14 protein-coding genes are annotated in these 19783 nt (G+C 70.4%); 5 read left to right on the forward strand and 9 right to left on the reverse strand.

Annotated features, from left to right (window positions below):
* Window positions 1-406: 406 nt before the first annotated feature.
* From OV427_RS28660 to OV427_RS28670, 3 genes are all read left to right on the forward strand, one after another.
* On the forward strand, window positions 407-1375 hold the full coding sequence (locus tag OV427_RS28660; protein ID WP_267859372.1) for a 3-oxoacyl-ACP synthase III family protein: 969 nt from the start codon (window positions 407-409) through the stop codon (window positions 1373-1375).
* A gap of 212 nt (window positions 1376-1587) precedes the next feature.
* Window positions 1588-5244, forward strand: coding sequence for a serine/threonine-protein kinase PknK (locus tag OV427_RS28665; protein ID WP_267859373.1), 3657 nt, complete (start codon window positions 1588-1590; stop codon window positions 5242-5244).
* A complete protein-coding gene (locus OV427_RS28670) occupies window positions 5241-6101 on the forward strand; it encodes a methyltransferase domain-containing protein (RefSeq protein WP_267859374.1) in 861 nt (286 codons plus the stop codon). Before OV427_RS28665 ends, OV427_RS28670 begins: the two co-directional genes overlap by 4 nt.
* Here OV427_RS28670 and OV427_RS28675 read toward each other — a convergent pair.
* Both OV427_RS28675 and OV427_RS28680 read right to left on the reverse strand, forming a co-directional pair.
* A complete protein-coding gene (locus tag OV427_RS28675; RefSeq protein ID WP_267859375.1) occupies window positions 6064-6900 on the reverse strand; it encodes an SDR family oxidoreductase in 837 nt (278 codons plus the stop codon). The genes OV427_RS28670 and OV427_RS28675 overlap by 38 nt on opposite strands.
* A gap of 195 nt (window positions 6901-7095) precedes the next feature.
* Window positions 7096-7503 (reverse strand): hypothetical protein, encoded by a 408-nt coding sequence (locus OV427_RS28680; RefSeq protein ID WP_267859376.1) that lies wholly within the window; start codon window positions 7501-7503, stop codon window positions 7096-7098.
* 148 nt (window positions 7504-7651) lie between these two features.
* Here OV427_RS28680 and OV427_RS28685 point away from each other — a divergent pair, with 148 nt between their 5' ends.
* Window positions 7652-8473, forward strand: a complete 822-nt coding sequence (locus OV427_RS28685; RefSeq protein ID WP_324289999.1) for a helix-turn-helix transcriptional regulator — start codon at window positions 7652-7654, stop codon at window positions 8471-8473.
* A gap of 30 nt (window positions 8474-8503) precedes the next feature.
* On the opposite strand, the gene OV427_RS28690 is transcribed toward OV427_RS28685, so the two are convergent.
* The 7 genes from OV427_RS28690 to OV427_RS28720 all read right to left on the reverse strand — a co-directional run bounded on the left by OV427_RS28690 (window position 8504) and on the right by OV427_RS28720 (window position 18324).
* Window positions 8504-9805, reverse strand: coding sequence for an MFS transporter (locus OV427_RS28690; protein WP_267859377.1), 1302 nt, complete (start codon window positions 9803-9805; stop codon window positions 8504-8506).
* 36 nt (window positions 9806-9841) lie between these two features.
* A complete protein-coding gene (locus OV427_RS28695; RefSeq protein WP_267859378.1) occupies window positions 9842-10855 on the reverse strand; it encodes a MerR family transcriptional regulator in 1014 nt (337 codons plus the stop codon).
* A gap of 97 nt (window positions 10856-10952) precedes the next feature.
* On the reverse strand, window positions 10953-12605 hold the full coding sequence (locus OV427_RS28700) for an FAD-dependent oxidoreductase (RefSeq protein WP_267859379.1): 1653 nt from the start codon (window positions 12603-12605) through the stop codon (window positions 10953-10955).
* An 81-nt stretch (window positions 12606-12686) separates the two neighbouring features.
* Window positions 12687-13715, reverse strand: a complete 1029-nt coding sequence (locus tag OV427_RS28705) for a pectin acetylesterase-family hydrolase (protein ID WP_267859380.1) — start codon at window positions 13713-13715, stop codon at window positions 12687-12689.
* 81 nt (window positions 13716-13796) lie between these two features.
* Entirely contained in the window at window positions 13797-15314 is a 1518-nt protein-coding gene (locus OV427_RS28710; protein ID WP_267859381.1) for a class I adenylate-forming enzyme family protein, read from the reverse strand.
* Complete coding sequence (locus tag OV427_RS28715) at window positions 15314-16990, reverse strand: isovaleryl-CoA dehydrogenase (RefSeq protein ID WP_267859382.1); 1677 nt, start codon at window positions 16988-16990, stop codon at window positions 15314-15316. Before OV427_RS28715 ends, OV427_RS28710 begins: the two co-directional genes overlap by 1 nt.
* 134 nt (window positions 16991-17124) lie before the next feature.
* Window positions 17125-18324: an FIST signal transduction protein gene (locus OV427_RS28720; RefSeq protein ID WP_267859383.1), complete on the reverse strand. Its 1200-nt coding sequence runs from the start codon at window positions 18322-18324 to the stop codon at window positions 17125-17127.
* Between the two features lie 254 nt (window positions 18325-18578).
* Here OV427_RS28720 and OV427_RS28725 point away from each other — a divergent pair, with 254 nt between their 5' ends.
* Complete coding sequence (locus OV427_RS28725; RefSeq protein ID WP_267859384.1) at window positions 18579-19604, forward strand: BPSS1187 family protein; 1026 nt, start codon at window positions 18579-18581, stop codon at window positions 19602-19604.
* The last annotated feature ends 179 nt before the right edge of the window (window positions 19605-19783 follow it).

The raw sequence follows: 19783 nt of genomic DNA on the forward strand, positions 1-19783 counted from the left end.
CTCCGGGCCCGCTCCTGCCCGCGTTCGCTCCCTGGGTCCATGCGCACGCCGAGCCTTCAGTCCTCCCCCGGAGTGACCATCGGCCTTCCTTCCCTTCCTCCGCCTCGAGCTGTCCGGAGGGGGCATCCGGAGGGTGGGGCAGGTGGATAGGAAGGTGAGAACGTCGTTCTCGGGAATGCGCGGCATGAATTCATCCCCCGGATTCGAAGCGCCTTGTTCGAGGGTAATCACCTGCGCTCGGGGCCATGGTCACCGAGCAGCCATCGCACGGTGCGCATGGGCCCTGCCGTGTCATCCCCGGAACCGTTCGCTTCGGCACGCTGGCCCGGCGAGGCGGGCTCAAGTGCTAGCTTCCTCCAGTGGCCTCGGGGGAGGTGCGGATGGAGCGTTTCCTGGAGGTGGGGCGGTGATTCCGGTCCGGATACTGGGAACGGCCAGCGTGCTGCCGGAGCGCAGGGTCACCACGCGGGAGCTGGGCGAGGCCCTGGGGCGCAACCCCTCGGCGATTGAACACAAGACAGGCATCCGGGCCCGCCACTGGTCGCCTCCGGGCACGAGCATGGCCGAGCTGGGCGCCCAGGCGCTGCGCGGGGCCCTGGCGGCCGCGGGGCTGGACGCCCGGAATCTGCGGCGCATCCTGTTCGTCTCCTCCACGGGGGGCGACGTCCTCATCCCGGCCACCGCCAACCGTGTCGCCGCGGCGCTGGGGCTGGCGGGCACCTGCGATGCGTTCGACCTCAACAATGCCTGCATGGGTTTCGTCTCGGCCTTCGACGTGGCCAGCCGCTCGGTGGCGACCGGGCTCGGGCCGGTGGCCATCGTCGTGGTGGAGCTCGGCTCGCGCATCATCAGCGTGGAGGAGCCCCGGCCCTACCTCGTCTTCGGTGATGCGGCCGCGGCCGCCATCGTGGGGACGGCCCGCGACGGTGAAGGTGTCCTGGGAGCGGCCTTCGGCAATGACGGTACCCAGCCCTCCGACGTGTGGATGGCCCACCCCCTGGTGACCCGCACCGCCGAGCGGGTCCGGTTCGAGTTCTCCAACCAGCACATCGCGGAGGTGGCCATCGAGGCCTTGAAGACCGCCACCCGTGCCGTCCTGGAGCAGGCCTGTCTGTCATTGGCGGAGGTGGAGTGGGTGCTGCCGCACCAGCCCAATGGGGCCATGCTGCGGCTCATCACCGAGGCGCTCGGGGTGGACCCGGCGCGAATCGTTCCGGTGGTGGAGGAGGTCGGCAGCGTGGGGGCGGCCTCCATTCCCATCAGCCTCGACCGCTTGCTGCGGACCCGCACGGTGCGCGCCGGGGCGCGGCTCCTGATGGTGGGCGTCGGGGCGGGAGTCTCGCACGGAGCCGTGCTCTACCGGGTCGGTGGATGAAGGCCGACACCGGCAGGCGGGCCGGGGTCCCTCCCCACCGTCGAAGCCCCTCCGAGTAGGACCCGGGCCGGCCCCAATCAATACATATCGGCCGGGCCGACTCCGTCTTCATGGGTGTCGTGTGAAGAGGGGACTGCCATGCTCGGACAATCATCGTCGGGGCCACCGCGAGAGGCATTGGAAGGAACCGCCTTCCGGGCGCCCCCCCGCCCATGGAGCTGGGCAGGCGGTATCAAATCCTTCGCTGCCTGGGCCGCGGCGGCTTCGGGACGGTGTACCTCGCGAGGGACCGCTTCGGCGGGCTGGTCGCCTTGAAGCGGCTGCACGCGAGCCGGTGCGACGCCTTCGCGGCCGGGTTCCCCGAGAGCGGGCCTCCCCCGAAGCACAACTACCGCACGACGTTGGCGCTGGCGCACGAGTTCGAGGTCCTCGCCTCCCTGCGGCACCCGAACATCATCAGCGTGCTGGACTACGGGTTCGATGGGCCGTGGCCCTACCTGGTCCTCGAGTTCCTTTGCGGAGCGCAGACCTTCACCCAGGCGGGGCGCGGGCAGTCCCGGGCCGTCCAGGTGGGCATGCTGGTGCAGATGCTCCAGGCGCTCCTCTACCTGCACCGGCGCGGCATCCTCCACCGCGACCTCAAGCCGGCCAACATCCTGGTGGTGGACGGACAGGTGAAGCTGCTCGACTTCGGCCTGGCGGTGGGCCTGGAGCAGCGGGTCCGCGCGAGGAGCTCGGGGACGCCGGGCTACCTCGCACCGGAGGTCCTCTGCGGCGACTCCCCTTCGGAGCTCTCGGACCTCTACGCGGTCGGAGTCCTCGCCTACGAGCTCTTCGTGGGGAGTCATCCCCGGGCTCATCGCTCACCGCGTCCCTCCCTCGCGGAGGGCTCGCCCGCCGCCTGGATGTATGGCGCGGAGAAGCTGGACGAGTACGACGGGGCCGACAGCATCGGCTCGTCGCTCGCCTGGATTGTCGACGGGATGCTGGTCGGGATGCGCAAGCCGGCGGACTGCAAGGTCATCGACATGCCCGAAGAGCTCGAGCCGGTGCTGGCCCAGCTCCTCGGCAAGCTGCTCGACCCGTTGCCGTGTCGGCGCTTCCAGAGCGCGGACCTGGCCATTGGCGCGCTCTGCGAGGCCACGGGGCAGGTGCTTCCCGTCGAAACAGTGGCCACCCGGGAGAGCTTCCTGCAGGCGGCCCGCTTCGTCGGCCGCGAGGAGGAGCTGGCGCTGCTCGGCGACGCGCTCGACAGCGCCGAGCGGGACGAGCACGGAGGGGCGTGGCTGGTCGCGGGTGAGAGCGGGGTCGGCAAGTCGCGCCTGCTGGACGAGCTGCGCGTCCGGGCGCTGGCCCGGGGCACCACGGTCCTGCGCGGGCAGGCCGTCAGCACGGGGGGACTGCCCTATCACGCATGGCTCCCGGTGCTGCGCCTGCTGACCTGCCTCACCGAGCTGGAGGACTGGGAGGCCTCGGTCCTCAAGCCCCTGGTGCCGGACATCTCGGAACTGCTTCGCCGTCCTGTCGCGGACCCGGCGCACCTGAGCAGCGAGGCCTCCCACCAGCGTCTGCTCCTCGCGGTGGAGGACATCTTCATCCGGCTGCCCCAGCCCGCGGTGGTCATCCTCGAGGACCTCCAGTGGGCGGACTCCTCCACCCTGTCACTGCTGACCCGGCTCGCGAAGCTGACGCCAGGGGCGCGGCTGCTCCTGCTGGGCTGCTACCGGGACGACGAGCGCCCCAGGCTGTCGGAAGCGCTGCCCGGGTTCCAGGTGCTGAAGCTGCCACGGCTGTCGTCCGCGGAGATTGCCTCGCTCAGCGAGTCGATGATGGGCTCACCCGGACGGGAGCAGCGCGTGCTCTGCCTGCTGGAGCGCGAGACGGAGGGCAACCCCTTCTTCCTCATCGAGGTCATCCGCTCGCTGGCGGAGGAGAGCGGGCGGTTGGACCGCATCGGCCAGGGGGCCCTGCCCGCCAGGGCCTACGTGGGTGGCATGCGCGCCATCATCGAGCGGCGGCTCGGGAAGGTGCCACCGGGCGCGCGGGAGCCGCTCCGGCTCGCGGCCATCCTCGGGCGGGACATCCACGAGGAGCTGCTGCGGGCGGTCCACCCCGGGCTCGACGTGACGGACTGGTTGGTCGAGTGCGCGGACGCCGCGGTGCTGGAGGTGGCCGGGAACCGCTGGCGCTTCGCGCATGACAAGCTGCGCGAGGGGTTGCTGGACAGCCTGTCTCCAGAAGTCGCACGGGCGCTGCATCGAGAGGCGGCGCGCGCCATCGAGGCGGTGCACCCGGACGAGGCGGGGTGGATGGTGGCGCTCGCCCACCATTGGGGGCAGGCGGGAGACGCGGCCCGGGAGGCGCACTACTCCGAGCGGGCCGGTGAGCAGGCCATGTCTGTCTATGCCTGCTGCGAGGCCATTCCCCACTTCGAGCGGGCGCTGTCCTACGCCAGGACCCGGCCGGACGCGGCCACTTGGGCGGTCCACCTCGAGGGCCGTCTGGCCCAGGCCCTCTACCTCCTGGGAGACATGGAGCGCTGCCGGGCGCATGTGGAACGCGCCCTGCGGACTCTTGGCCATTCACCGCTGCGGCGCCTGGATGGCTCGACGCTGGGCGTCCTGCATCAGGTCCTCGGCAGGCTCCTCCAGGCCGCGGTCCCCTGGGCCTTCCGTGTGGACTCCCCCGAGCGCCGGCAGCTGCGCCTCGAGGAGGGGCGGATGTTGTGGCTGCTGAGCGAGACGCTCTTCTACGCCCAGGATGCCTCACGGCTCCTGTGGACGGCCTTCCGGCTGCTCAACGTGCTGGAGCCCACCGGGCCTTCGCTGGAGCTGGCGCGCGGCCACGTCAACACGGCGACGGTGCTGTGCAGCCTCCCGGTGCTGCGCCGGCTGGCCGAGTCGTGGCACACGCGCGGCCTGGAGGCCATCGAGCGGTTGGGGAGCTCCACCGATGTGTCCTGCGCCCTGGTGCGCCGCACCGTCTCCGGCATCGGGTATGCCCAGTGGACGGAGGCGGAGGCCTGGGCGGAGCGGGCCCGGCGACTCGCCGACTCCTCCCGGGACTACCGGCGGTCGGAGGAGAGCCGCATCGTGCTGCTGATGCTCCGCCTCTATCGCGGGCAGTTCCGGCGCTGCCTCGAAATCTCCCACGAGCTGGAGGACTCCGCGCGGCGGCGGGGCTCCGTCCAGACGCAGCACTGGGGCCCGAGCGCCCGGGGCGGGCCACTGGTGCGCCTGGGCCGCGGTGAGCAGGCCATCCGCGAGCTGGAAGTGGAGTTGCCCTGGTTCGAGGCCCACGCCGGCGCCTCGGAGAAGGTGGTCGTCCAGGGGGCGCTGGCCCTGGCGCTGCTGCGGCAACACCAGGAGGCGCCGGCGCTCGAGGTGGCGGGCCGGGGGCTGGCGTTGCTGCGGGAGATGCTGCCCGTGGCGTATTGGATTTTCACGGGGGTCTCCTGCGTGAGCGAGGTGTACCTGACCCTCTGGGAGCAGCGCGGTGGGGAAGCGCTCCCGAAGGAGGAGCCGCTGGTGCGCGCGGCGCATGACGCCTGCAAGGCCATGAGGGCCTTTGGTCGCGCCTTCGTCTTCGGGAGGCCATTCGCCCTGCTGTGCAGCGGGCTCGAGGCGCAGCTCGCCGGGCGCTCCCGCTGCGCACACCGGGCCTGGCGTCGCTGCGTCGAGTGCGCCCGGGAGCTGGAGATGCCCTATGAGGAAGGGCGTGCCCGGCTCGAGCTGGGGCGCCATGACCTCCTCGAGGGGCCGGCCCGGCGGGAGCACCTGCTGTGCGCGCGGGACATCTTCATGCGACTGGAGGCCCCTGATGACCTGGCGCGGGTGGAGACCGCGCTGGCGGGAGGAGGCGCGGGATGACACCTGAGGATGTCGGTCTGTTGGCCTGTCCCTCCTGCCGGGATTCGCTCGCGTGGGAGGGGCGGACGCGAGGGATGCGGCTCGACGAGGGGCGGCTGGGGTGCGCGGGGTGTGGTGCCGCATGGCCGGTGGCGGCGGGCCTGCCCCGGCTGTTCTCGGAGCGGGAGGTCCGGGGGACGGACCGCTTCATGCGGGTCATCTACGATGGGCTGCCCGCGCTGCACGACCCGCTCGTCACGCTGCTCACGCCCCTGCTGCAGGGCGATACGGAAGCGCGGCTGCGCGGCCATTACATGCGCCGGCTGGCGCTGGGCGCCCTCGAGCCGCGCCCGGTGGGGCCGCCGCTGCGCGTGCTGGAGGTGGGAATCGGCGCGGGGGCCAACCTCCCGCTCATCGCGAGGGATGTGCCTCCGGGGCTGGACGTGGAGGTATGGGGCGTGGACCTCAGCGTGGGGATGCTTGGCAGGTGCCGCCGGCGCCTGCACCAGGAGGGCCACCGCGGCGTGCGCCTCGTCATGGCGGATGCCCACGCCCTGCCGTTCCCGGACCACTCCTTCGACCGGGTGTTCGAGATTGGCGGCATCAATGGCTACCGGGCCCCGGAGCGCGCGCTGGCGGAGATGGCCCGGGTGGCCCGTCCCGGGACACCGCTGGTGGTGGTGGACGAGCAGCTCGATGGCCGGGAGCGTGCCCTGCGGCACCGGCTGGCGTTCCGGCTGCTCACCTTCTACACCCGCGACGCGCACTGCCCGCGGGAGCTGCTCCCGCCCACGGCGGTGGACGTCCTCGAGGAGCAGCTCAGCCGCTACTATTTCTGCCTCACCTTCCGGATGCCTCCTGCGCGCGCTGTCCATTGAGGATGATGTCGAGCAGGCGCAGCGTCATCCCGCCGGTGAAGTCGATGGTGGCTCCGTTGAACCACTCCGCTTCCTCGCCCACGAGCGTGGTGACGAAGCGGGCCACCTCTTCCAGGGTGCACATCCGCCCCGCCGGGTTCAGCTGGCGGTGGGCGTCTTCCAGCCGCGCCAGCACCTCCGGGGAATAGACGTGGCGGATGGCGGGGGTCATCACCGTGCCGAACTTGAGCAGGTTGACCCGGTGCCCCAGCGGGCCGAGCTCCAGCGCGAGGTGGCGCACGTAGATTTCCAGCGCGGCCTTGGCGGCGGTGATGGCGCCGCAGTTGTGGAGGAGCGACTCGGTGAGCGGGTTGGTCAGACCGAGCAGGCGGGCCGATGGAGCGAGCAGGTCCCGGGTCACCAGCGCCTGGGCCCAGTACACGAAGGAGTGGGCCATGGACTCGAAGGTGCGATGGAGCTGGCGGTGATGAAGGGGCTCCTGCTCGCCCGGGATGAACCGCCCCACCGAGGCGCTGGCGAGCGAGTGGACGAAGAGCTTGACGGTGCGGGGGCCGGCGGCGGCGAGCAGGGCGTCGGCGCCTCGTGCCACTCCCTCCGGTGTGCCCGCATCTCCCCGCAGCATCACCATGCGGCGGCCCGTGGCGAGCACCTGCCGCTCCACCTCGGCGGCCTGCTCGAGGTAGCGACCCCGGTGCATTCCAAAGACATCCATGCCCGGCTGGCGTGCCACCTGGGCCGCGATGGCGGCGCCGGTCCCCGAGGACGCCCCCACGATGACGGCCCACGGCCTTCCACTCATGTTCCCTCCCTGGCTGTCCCCAGGAAGCGTAGCCATGGCAGGCATCCGGGACTGCTGCGCCGGGGAAGCAGAAGAATTCCGCCGTCTGTTGGAGGACGCGGAACCCCAGGCGCCAGTCGTCCCCATCACACCGCTTCGCGGTGCGGTCTGTTTCAACCCTCACCGCGGGGCTTCGTCTTTGTCGCCTACGTCATCTCAGGCGTGCACCACCGTGCGCGCCCCGCGCAGGCCGAAGTACTGGAGCCCGGCGAAGCCCGCGACGGCCACGGCCTGGAACACGGTGAAGGCATAGCCCAGCGTGGTGGGCGCCACCCAGTCCGTCGTGAGCAGCAGCAGGCTGTCCACGGCCCACAGCACGTTGACCACGAGGATGCCCCAGACGAGCGGCTTCGACACCGTGGGCCGCACCGCGAGGAACACCAGCAGCGCGGCGAAGGGCAGCAGGCTGAAGCCGGCCACGCGCAAGAGGCGCTCGTGCAGGCCCAGCAGGTCCGCCAGCGGTGAGGCCGCCAGGAACATCAGTGCGCCGGTGGCACCGCTGACGACGCCATCCAGGAGCAGGGTGCGGCCGAGCAGGGACTTGGAAGAAGAGAGAGCAGTCATGTGCGGGTCCTCGCAATGCGGGTAGGCACGAGCGGCGGCGATTCGCGTTCCGCCGTCGTGATGAACCCAAATTGCGCTTCCCGCTGTCCGGTCTCAATTACGTCTGAGGTAATTGGAGGCCCTACCCCTCGCTTCTATGTTTCCGGACATGATGACCCAGAGCCGTCCCGTCGGAGAGCTGCTGCGCACCTGGCGCCAGCGCCGGAGTCTCAGCCAGCTCGACCTGGCGCTGCGCGCGGAGGTGTCCGCCCGTCACGTCAGCTTCATGGAGACCGGCCGCAGCAGGCCGAGCCGGGAGATGCTGCTGCACCTCGCGGAGGAGCTCGACATCCCCCTGCGCGAGCGCAACGCGCTGCTTGTCGCCGGAGGCTTCGCCCCCGTCTACCCGGAGACCGGCCTCGACCAGCCTGAGCTCGACGCCGCGCGCGAAGCGGTGGACCTGGTGCTCACCGGCCACGAGCCGTACCCGGCCCTGGCCGTGGACCGCTACTGGACGCTGGTGGCCGCCAACCGCGCGGTGGGCCTGCTCCTGGAGGGCATCTCGCCCGAGTTGTTGGAGCCACCCGTCAACGTGCTGCGGCTCAGCCTGCACCCGAAAGGGCTGGCGCCGCACATCGCCAACCCGGCGCAGTGGCGCGGCCACGTGCTCGGCCGGCTGCACCGGCAGGTGGCCGTCACCGCGGACGAGAAGCTCGCCGCGCTCCATGAGGAGCTGCGCGCCCTGCCCCCGCCCGGTGGCGGCGCCTGGCCGAAGGGCCACGGCGCGGAAGAGCCGGTGAGCGTCGTCGTGCCCCTGCGCCTGCACACGCGCTTCGGGCTGCTGTCGCTCTTCAGCACGACGACGGTGTTCGGCACGCCCGTGGACATCACCCTGTCCGAGCTGGCCATCGAGTCCTTCTTCCCAGCCGACAGGCCCACGGCCGAATTGCTCCGGCGCGTGTCCTCGGAGGGGAAGCCGGCGGACGCGTGAACTGAAGACCCCGCGCCCGCGCGGCCCGGCTCAGCTCCCAGCGGGCGTGGGCGCTTCCGAGATGTCGCGGATGCGCGAGGTGGCCATCGCCACCACCACCACCGCCACGAGGCTGCCTCCGCTGACGGCGAACACCTGCTCCAGCGTCACGCCCCGCATCAGCCAGCCCGTCACCGCGGCGGAGATGGGCGCCAGCCCCATGAAGATGAACATGAAGATGCTCATCGCGCGGCCCAGCATGGCGGGCGGCACGCGGCGCTGAATCCACGTGAAGACGGCCACGTGCATGAACCCGCTCAGCAGGCCGATGGCCAGCAGCAGCGAGGCGCCCTGCCACAGCGCGGAGACGAGCCCCATGGGGATGAAGAGCAGGCCCACCACCCCGTCAACCAGCAGCAGCGTGGTGCCCAGGTTGCGGGCCCGGATGCCGGGCCGTGCCCCGGCGACGCCCATCCCCAGCAGTGTGCCCGCGCCGTGCGCGCCCATCAGCAGGCCGAACCCCGCCGCGCTCGAGCCGGGCAGCCGGCTGGCGAGCACCGGCAGTGCAATCTGGATGGGCCCTGTAATCAGCAGCGCAACGGCCGACCAGTAGAGGAAGCACGTGCGCAAATCCCTGTCGTTCCAGCACCACTTCAGGCCCTGCACCACCGACTGCCACACCGCCTGTCCCGCCGGAGCCCCGGTGCGGTCCGCCGGAGCGGTGGTCATCACCCGGGACAGCGTCCACGCCGACACGGCGAAGCTCACTGCATCGAACAGGAAGGCGATGCCCAATCCCCGCGTGTCCGACACGCGCTCGCTGTGGCCGTCACCGAACGCGGCGATGAGCCCACCCGCCAGCAGGGGACCCGCGAACATGGACAACTGGCGCAGGCCCAGCACCACGCCGTTGGCGGCCTGGAGCTGCTGGGGCGGAAGCACGTGCGGCAACAGGGACGTGCCGGACGGAATGCTGAAGGCCATGGCCAGGCCCAGGCCGAATGCGAGCACGGACAGCGAGCCCGTCGAGATGTTTCCGGTGAAGACCAGCGCGGCCAGGGCCAGGAGCAGCACCGTGCTCACGTGCTTGGTCCACATCAGCACCCGCTTGGGTGAGTACCGGTCCACCACCGCGCCGCCCACCAGCATGAACACCGCGCGCGGCACGCTCATCACCCCGAGCACCAGGCCCAGCACCAGCGTGTCGCCGGTCATCATCAGCACCAGCCAGGGCAGGGCGATGATGGTGAATTGGTCGCCCAGCATCGAGATGATGCTGCCGCTCAGCATCCACTTGAAGTTGCGGTCTTGAAACAGGCCGGCGCGTGGCGGGCCGCTTGGATTCGTAGTCATGGTGTCTCTGACTCCTTGGGAACGGAGCCTCCAGCCTCACGCTGCGATAGGGTCAAGCACGGATTGCACCGCGCGCTGCAGGTACTGCCGCACCGCCTCTTCGCGAACCGACGCGGCGGCCACCAGCGGCTCCTGGCGCCAGGCCGCCAGCAGCTTGTCGAACAGCACGGCGTCATGGTCCGCCACACGCTCCAGCAGGCCCAGCCACTGCTTCCCGAGCGCTCGCGCCCGGGAGGCGCCAGGTGACACGCCCTGCCGCATCAGCTCCGCCGCGGAGCCCGCCAGCGTGTCCCACGCTTCGGGCGGCACCTGCTTCAGGCGCAGCAGCTCGTCGATGCTCAGGTGTCGTCCGAGCGCGGCCATGCGCAGTTGGATGGCCCGGTCCATGTACGCCACCATGCCCAGGTCGGGCCCCTTGCCGGTCAGCGCCGACGGCTCGTGCCTGTACATCTCGCCCCACCGGTGGATGAGGTCGAGGTTCCCATCCATCCAGATGCCCATCAGCGTCATCCAGCGGTGCGCGAGGGGCTGCACCTCCAGGCTGTCCGCTGGAACGCCGGCCTTCATGGTCCGCCGCACGTCGGTGATGAGCGCCGCCCAGTCGGTGTAGATGCGCCGCCAGTTGCCGAAGATGGTCTTCAGCTCGTCGGCGCTGAAGTACTTGTCGCAGGTGGTCATCATCCGGATGGTGGCGAGCCAGTCATCCATGTCCGGCATGCTTCCGGTCGCCAGCTTGGCCTGGAGCATGCCGAGCCGCGCGCGCAGCTTCTCGGCCTGCTCAATCTGCACGTCGATGGCCCGCAGCTGCTGATCCACGATGATGGGCAGGGTGGTGCCGCCACCGTCGTCCAGCAGCCGGCCGATGTCCTCCAGCGACAGGCCCAGCTGGCGCATCGCCTGGATGGCGTGCAGCCGCGCGATGTCCTCCGGCCCGTAGAGCCGGTAGCCACCCTCGGAGCGGGTCGAGGGCGTGAGCAGGCCGATGGCGTCGTAGTGGTGCAGCGTCCGCACCGTCAGCCCGGCATGCCTGGCGAGCTCCCCGATTCGCATCCCATGTCCTCCCATCCTGGCGCCCAGGATGAACCCTGACGCTACGTCAGGCTCAAGTCCTGAATGCCAGGGCGGAGGCTCGCTGGGAAGGTGGGGCTCACGCCGGGTCGGACGTGGTGCCTGGCTGCTCCAGGGAGGCGATGGGCTTCTTGAGGCTCCGGGTGACTTCCGGGACGAGCTCCTCGTCGCCCGGCGTCACGGCGTCGCGCTCGGCGCCGATGCTCTGCTCGAAGGAGAAGAGGTGCGTCGGGTCGTACTTGCGCTTCACCTGGCGCAGCAGCGGGTAGTACTCGGCCCAGTAACGGCGCTGCCACTGGTTGATGTAGGGCTTCGGGTAGTTCTGGTAGGCCTCCTGGTTGGTCCACGGCTCGCCCAGCTCGAGCCAGCGGTCCAGGAAGGCGAAGGCCCGGGGCTTCTCCTCCTCGCTGTCCCAGTAGGTGTTGATGTACGTGTGGAAGTCGGCGCGGCGATGGATGTAGGCGTTCTCCCCCCGGCGCCGCTCGTTGATGGCCGCGCCCGCGGGCTCGATGACCATCTGGGTGCCAATCTTGAGCTGCGTCGGGGCGCTCCGGATGTGGTCCACGAAGCGGCGCCAGCCCGCCTCGCCCAGCGGCTTGTCGAAGTAGCGCGACTGCTTCTCCTGCCGCGGGGACAGGGCGAGCGGCGCCTCCGCCGCCAGGGCCTGTGGGAAGTCCGGCTCCTGCGCGTAGCCCATGAGCTTGTTGTTCATCGAGTAGAACGAGCCCATGTCCTCCCAGAGGACCTGGCAGCCCGGCGTGGCGACGAGGTCCGCCAGCAACTGCCGCCACAGCCCCCGCTCGCCGCGATACATGGCGCGGACGATGAGGAAGGGCCCGTCCCAGTTGGCTCCATGCTGGATGAGCGCGAGGTAGCCCAGGCGCCGGTCGTGGTTGGAGCCCATGTAGCGCCGCTGGAGCAGCTCCAACGCATGGGCGCCCTGCGCCGCCTCCGCGTCCGTGCTCAGCCGCCACTGCATCACGACGGCGCCCACGTCCCCCAGCGGGTGGAGCTGGTAGGTGGCGCGCGTCAGGATGCCGAACTGGTTGCCCGTGCCGCCGCGCACCGCCCAGAAGAGGTCCGCGTTGTGGCGCGCGTTGGCCTGGACCACGCGACCGTCGGCGAGCACCAACTCCACCTCGCTCACGTTGTCGCAGCTCATCCCGAACATGCGCGAGCCGAAGCCATAGCCGCCGCCCTGCATCATCCCCGCGATGGGGACGTCCGGGCAGCTCGCGCCCGGCGCGAAGAGGTCGTAGACCTGCATCGTCCGGTAGAAGTCCCGCATCTGCACGGCGGGGCCCACGTGGGCGAGCTTGTGCTCCGGCTGGACGAAGATGTTGTTCACCCCGCGCAAGTCCAGCATCAGCCCGCCGTCCACGGTGGAGTAGCCCGCGGTGCTGTGGCCTCCCGTGCGGGGCACCCACTTGAAGGATGGGTTCGTTCTCCGCTGCTCGCGGATGAACTTCAGGAAACAGCGCACGTCGTGCACGGACTCGCACACGCCGATGGCGGCGGGGCGCACGTTCTCGAAGTTCGCGTAGGCCACCGCGCGCAGCCGGTCGTAGTCCGCGTCCCACGGCAGTACCAGCCGCCCGCACGTCTCCCGCAGCAGGTCCGTGGCCTGCTGGCGGGTCAGCTGGAGCCGCGCGAAGTCGGAGTCAGGCCGCCGGGCCCAGGCGGCAACACGCCGGCGCACTTCCGTCTGTTGGGTGTCCTGGTCGAGCTCCATGAAGGCACACTCCCGTGTACGGACCAGGGGACATCCTGGCCTGTCGCAAAGTGTACGGATGGCACCTGACGACGCCGTCGCTCACGGCTCCAGCACGTTGCTCCAGGCGGCATCGCCCGCTACCCACTGGGAGACCCAGTCCTCGAGTGCCACCCCGGTGGTGCTGGTGAGGGTGTCCAGGCTGCCCAGGAAGGTGTGCTGCGTTCCGCGCTTCAGGAAGTACCTCGCGTTGGCCCGCCCGTCGTACGACGTCGTGAGCAGTTGCAGCGTCCGCGTCTCGAAGTCCGTGGCGGAGTAGCCGAAGAAGTTGCTGAGCACGCCGTCCCGGCTCCACGCGAGCAGCGCGAAGCGCGACTCCGGATGCGTGTCCGCCAGGTACGCGGGGAAGCGCGTGAAGTCCGTCTCGCAGTTCGTGCACGCGGCCGGAATCGTCACGCCCCAGTTCGTGAGCCACGTGTCGAGGAGCGTGCCCGCGGGCGTCACCATCTGCCCGGAGTCGGCGAGGACGTGTACCTCGGCCGTGGGGAAAGCGGCGGCGACGCGCTCGTAGTTCAGTTGCGCGCCGAACGCGCCCGCGCTGCTCCCCCCGAGGAACACGCGCTTCACACCCGGGAAGGTGGAGACCAACCGGGGGAGCCAGGCCTCCACGTTGCTGGCGCCCTTGTGGTGCACCTGCTGCGTGCCGTAGGTCTGCACCGCGTTGCCCCCGTGGACGTCACCCGTGCAGTAGGGGACGAAGACGTAGGACATGCCCCGGAAGGGGTTCGTCGGCTCCTCCCGGTCGAACATGTACGCATCGCGGGTGCCGTCGGTCTGGAACTGGGCCGCCCGGTAGCCCGTGCTCAGGTTGCTCGCGCTGCGCAGGACGAAGCACGTCCGCTCGTCCCAGCAGGCGCCGCCGCCCTGCAGGTAGATGTAGAGGTCCGTGCTCGCCTCGTTGGGGTTGACCCCGATGCCTGTCTGCTCGCCGTTGCCGCACTCGGTGCCGGGGACGTCCACCCAGGTCCAGGCGTCGGGCGTCGCGTCGATGGGCGTCTCGTCCTCGTCACCACAGGCGGTGAAGGCGAGCGGAAGCGAAGCGAAGAGGAAGGTCAGCAGGAGCTTGCGCATGGCGGGGGAGTGTCCCCGCCGTCAGAGGACTCGGCAATCACCCGCTGGCGGCACGGGGGAGGGCCGTGGACTTCTGCACGCTCACGCCCGCGCGTACTTCTTGCGCAATTCCACCTTGATGACCTTGCCCGAGGGCGTGCGGGGCAGGGTGTCCGCCACGTGGAAGATGCGCGGCGACTTGTACCGCGCCAGGCGGGCCTCGCAGTGGGCGCGCAGGCTGTTCTCGTCGAGGGTGGCGCCCGGCTTCAGGACGAGGACGGCGGCGACCGTCTCGCCCCAGTCCGTGTGCGGAAGGCCGATGACCGCCGACTCGAGGAGGTCCGGATGGCTGGCGAGCGCGTCCTCCACTTCCTTCGAATAGACGTTCTCCCCGCCGGTGATGATCATGTCCTTCAGCCGGTCGACGATGAACAGGTAGCCGTCCGCGTCGATGCGGGCGACGTCCCCCGTGCGGTACCAGCCGTCATGGAACGCTGCGGCGGTGGCCTCCGGGTCTCGGTGGTAGCCCAGCATCATCGACTGGCACCGCATCCAGATTTCGCCCACCTCGCCCGGCTTCGCCTCCGTGTCGGTGTCGCGCATCACCTTCACGTCGCAGCCGCTGACGGCATACCGGCCGATGGAGCCGGCCTTGGCCACCTGCTCCTCCGGCCGCAGCAACGTGCCCGTGGGGCCCGTCTCCGTCATGCCGAAAATCTGGAAGAAGCGCTCGGTGCGGTAGCGCTTCGCGAGCAGGCGCGAGGTGTCCGCGTCGATGGGGCCGCCGCCATACAGGAAGGTCCGCACGCTGCTGAGGTCATACCGGTCGAAGTCCGGCACGACGCGCATGGGCATGAGGAAGGCCACGGGAGCGCCGAAGAACAGCGTGCACCGCTCGCGCTGAATCGTCTCCAGCATGCCGAGCGGGTGGTACTCCGGCATCATCACCACCGTGGCGCCGACGTAGAGGCTGCCCAGCAGCAGGTTGTTGAGCGGGAAGCTGTGCCACACCGGCATCGCCAGGAGGACGCGGTCGGTGGGGTCCAGGCCATAGGCGAGGCTGCTGGCGATTCCCGCGAAGATGACGTTGGCGTGCGAGTGCAGGCAGCCCTTGGGCAGACCCGTCGTGCCCGACGTGTAGAGAATCTCCGCGGCGTCATCGGGAGCGCAGGCGCGCCGCGAGCGGACGGCGGGCGCCGGAGCCCCGAACATCGTCACGCCGTCGAGCGTGTCATCCCCGCCGAGCAGCAGGACGCGGCACTTCTCGCGGCTGCTGTCGGGCACGCTCGCGGCCAGGTCCTTGTCGGCGAGCAGGACCTTGCTCTCGCTGTGGCCCAGGATGAAGGCCAATTCCGGCGGGGCGAGCTTGTGATTGAGGGGCACCGTCGTGCCCCCCAGCCGCAGCGTCGCGAGGAAGCCCACCACCCACGAAATCGTGTTGCGGCCGAAGACGGCGACCTTGTCGCCCGGCCCCACGCCGTGCGTCTGGAGGTGGCCGGCCATCCGGGTGACGGCCGCGTCCAGCTCGGCGAACGTCACGCGCCGGCCCGTGGTGACGAGCGCCTCGCGGGGGCCGTACTTCCGCGCCGCCGTCGTGAGCACTTCATCGAGCGTCCACATCACTTCACTTCCTCGCTGAAGGTGCGCTCGATGAGGGCCTGCATCGGCGCGTGCGCCGGGAGCGTGCCGAAGGTCTGCCCGTGGGCGCCGCCCAGGCGCGACTCGCAGAAGGCGTCCGACACGGCGGTGTTGCCCGCGCGGATGAGCAGCGACGCCTGCAGCGCGATGGCGAGCCCCTCGACGATGAAGCGCGAGCGCGTCTCCATCGAGTCCGTGTTGGCCAGCTCCTTGTGCAGGCGCGCCGTCGCCGCGTCGTACGCCGCGTGCCCGCCCTGCGCCGCGAGCAACTCCGCGAAGAGCGCCTCGCGGCTGGCCGGCTCGCGCGAGGCCGCGCGCAGCACGTCCAGGCACTGGATGTTGCCGCTGCCCTCCCAGATGGAGTTGAGCGGGGCCTGCCGGTACAGGCGGGCGAGGTTGGCTTCCTCGACGTAGCCCGCGCCGCCCAGGCACTCCTGCGCCTCGTTGACGAAGACGGGCGTGCGCTTGCAGACCCAGTACTTGCCCACCGCGGTGGCGATGCGGGCGAAGGCGGCTTCCTTCGCGTCACGGGGGCTGGCGTCCACGGCGCGGGACACGCGCGCGGTGAGCGTCAGGTGGGCCTCGGACTCCAGCGCCAGGTCCGCGAGCACGTTGCGCATCAGCGGCTGGTCCACGAGCCGCTTGCCGAATGCGGTGCGGTGCCGGGTGTGGTGCAGCGCCTGCACCAGCGCCTGCCGCATCTGCCCGCTGGAGCCAATCATGCAGTCCTGCCGCGTCATCGCGACCATCTCCAGGATGGTGGCCACGCCGCGTCCCTCTTCGCCCACCATCCACGCGAAGGCGCCGTGCAGCTCCACCTCGGAGGAGGCGTTGCTCCAGTCGCCCAGCTTGTCCTTGAGCCGCTGGATGTGGATGGCGTTCAGCTCGCCGTCCGGCGTGAAGCGCGGCATGAGGAAGCAGGAGATGCCGCCCTCGGCCTGCGCGAGCACGAGGAACGCGTCGCTCATGGGCGCGGAGAAGAACCACTTGTGGCCCACGAGCGCGTACGGCTGCCCGGGCCCGCGCGCGCTGCCCATCCGCTGGGCGCGCGTGGTGTTGGTGCGCACGTCCGAGCCGCCCTGCTTCTCCGTCATGCCCATGCCGACGGTGTTGCCCGTCTTCCGCGACGCGGGGATGAAGCGGCTGTCATAGGTGGCGGACGCCACGCGCGGCACCCACTCGCGCGCCAGCTCCGGCTGGTGGCGCAGCGCGGGCACGCAGGCGTACGTCATGGTGAGGGGGCAGCTGGTGCCCTGGTCGGCCTGGTTGTGCAGGTAGAAGAGGGCCATGCGGGCCACGTGGGCCCCGGGCTTCTCCTCGTTGCGCCACGCGAAGCCGGACACGCCGTGGGCCATGCCCAGCTCCATCAGCCGGTGGTAGGCGGGGTGGAACTCCACCTCGTCGCGGCGGTGGCCATAGCGGTCGAACGGGCGGAACTTCGGCTTGTTCTCGTTGGCCAGCACCGCCAGTTGCTGCATCTCCCCGCCCACCAGCGGGCCGTACTTCGCCAGGTCGGCCTCGGCCCAGCCGCCGCCCTCGCGGGCGACGACTTCGCGGAGCACGGTGTCCGTCTTCCACGCGTCGTAGACGAGCGGCGGAGGCTGGTTGGTGACTTCGTGGGTGACGAAGCCAGCGGCGATGGAGTGGGGGTCGGTCATGGTGCAGGTCCTCCCTCGGGCCGGGGCCCAGGCTGTCCCTGCTTACCGTGAATGGGGACCTCAAACCACTGGGGCCCGAGGGCTCCCGCACCCCCGGCATGGCCGGAATTGACGCCTGGAGAGAGCTCGGCGTTTCAGCTGTTGCCCAGGAGCAGCAGGCTCGTCATCAGGTTGCCGTGCTCGGGCCGTTGGGGCATCACGCAGCCCTGCTCGCCGAAGGTGAAGACGGAGACGAATGGCGTCTGGCCCACCGTCCGCTGGAAGTCCCGCAGCATGTCGGGGACCTGCTTCTGGATGGTGAGCATGCAGCCCGCGCAGTAGACGAGAAGCGCGCCGGCGAGCTTGTCCGGGGTGAGCCCCGAGCTGCCCAGTGCCCACTCCGCGAGCTGTCCGCTCTGCTTCACGAGCGCCCCTTCCGTGCTGCGCATCAGGACGAGCTGCTCACCTTCCTTCACATCGGCGAAGAGCGTCAGCGCACGCTCGGGCAGGAGGACCTTCTCCGGATGCACGACGACGTGCGTCTCGAGGCCATCCAGGGCCCGGGGCACGCCGAGCGGACAGAGCGTCGTGTTGCCCAGCACCGTGCCACCCGTCTGGAGGAACGGCTTCAGCGTGCCGCCAAGCCACTCGTTGTAGACCTCGGCCGCCGGCCGCCCGTCGATGGTGTACACGATGCGTCCGCTCGCCCGGGTGACGACGCCGCGGTGACGCGTGACGAGATAGCCGCCCTGGCACATGGCGGTGAGCCGCCAGGGCCAGTCACACACGGCGAGCACCGCGCCCGTCCGGTGGACTCCCGCTGAAGACCAGACGGACCACTGTCCGGTGATGTCATTGTCGGCCGCGCTCCCTCCGACCAGGAGCGTGCGCTTCGGCAGCACGTCGTAGAGCCCGGCGAGCAGCGACTCCTCGCTGCCCGGTGTCGCGTGAACGATGGCGAAGCGTGCCGCCTCGGGCGGGATGTGGCCATCCTTCAGCGCGTTGCTGGCGAGCTCCCGGCCCTGGGCGCGAACATCGCCGTTGCGAGCCAGGGCACTCACGCCGAAGCGGAAGCCTTCACCGACGAACCAGAGCGCGCTCACGATTCGCTCGGTGCGAAAGCCCTCCGCCGAACCGACCCCCAGGCAGGACGTCGCACCGACGAAGGGCACTCCGGGGAGTTGTTCGACGAGCGCCTTCTGGAGTGCCGGCGTCTGGATGCCGACCGTGCAGTAGACGAACCCGCCCCGCACTCGCGCGCCAGCGGCCTGCTGACGCAGTTGCGTGACGAGCTCTCGCGCGGCGCTGGCCTCATCCGTCGCGGTGGAGTGGGTGACGACGATGCGAGCCGACATGTTGTCTCTCCGGGGATGTGCGGGACGACCCGGTCCGCGGACGCCGCCGCCGCTCGACGCGAGCGTACCACCCACGGATGCAGCGTCCGGAGACGCGCGGAGTGTGGATGAGCGGCCTGCTCGCCCCCACCCGGACCGGAAATTCAAAGTACCCCGCAACCATTTTTCACGGTCCGTGTTGAAGGCCGTGGCGCGCCGTGAGAGCGGCCGCCGCCAGCGGGAATGGGCCGGCTGGCCGTCGAGGAGACGTCTGCTTGAGCAAGCCGAACGTGTGGATGCGGTGGTGTGCCCCCATCGTGCTGGGGCTGGGACTCGTCACGGGGTGCGGAGCCGGTCCCGAGCCTGCCCCGGAGGAGCTTCCGGTGGCGCGCGTCGAGCAGGGCGTGACGACCTGCACCGGCCCCACGGGCGCCATCTGCCGCTTCGTCACCCCGACGGAAGCGGGGACGCCCGGCTCGGGCAACTACCTGGACCCGCACGTCGTCATCCGCCCCACGGTTCCGACGAAGGCGGAGCTCGTCGTCTTCCTGCCGGGCACGGGCGGCAAGCCGGAGAACTCGCTCAGCGGCAACTACGCGGACGCCAACCACAGCATCTACGCCAGCGCCAGCTCCAAGGGCTACCGCGTCATCGGGCTCACGTACCAGAACTCGCCCGCCATCGGCATGCTCTGCGGGAGTGACGATGCCTGCTTCCTCCCCACCCGCCGCACCCTCGTCACTGGCGATGTCCAGTCCGGCAGCGCGGTGACGACCATGAACCGGGAGGACGCCATCATCCCCCGGCTCACCCGGTTGCTCGTGTATCTGCGTGACACGGGGGACCCGACCGGGGGCTGGGGCAGCTTCCTCATGAATCCCTCCTGCATCCCGCTGTTGTGCCGCCTCAACCCGGCGAAGGTCATCATCTCCGGGCACTCGCAGGGCGGCGGCCACGCGGGCGTCATCGGCAAGGACTACGCCGTGCGCCGCGTCGTCATGCTCGCCTCGCCCTGCGACGCGCTCGGCAACCCGGGGCCCGCCGCGAGCTGGACCCTGCCGCCGTTCACGACGCCCACGGGCGCCGACACGTATCGGGGCCTCATCGCGCGCGGCCAGACGAGCACCGGCTACACGCTCGACCTGTGCGACCCGGATGCGCCCAGGCACTGGGCCCCGGAGCGGATGAACGCGCAGTGGAGCCGCATCACCAGCTCCACCGGCCTGTGCCCCACGGACCCGCACGCCTGTGTCATCCGGGACGCGCAGTTCTTCACGGAGTGGCAGAACCTGTGGCCGTAGCGCCGTGAGCCGTGTCGCAAGGACACGCCCGCGGCGGGGCGTGTCCCCGCGAGACTCACGGCACTGAGTCCCCCTCCGGCGATGGCTCGAACTTCAGGAACAGCAGCTCCTCCTTGCTGTCGGGCCCAGGTTCCGGGCGGAAGGCTCCAGCCGCCGTGCCGCCGCGTGAGATGGAACTG

It is taken from the genome of Pyxidicoccus sp. MSG2, from assembly GCF_026626705.1.
In the GTDB taxonomy this organism is placed as follows: Bacteria; Myxococcota; Myxococcia; order Myxococcales; family Myxococcaceae; genus Myxococcus.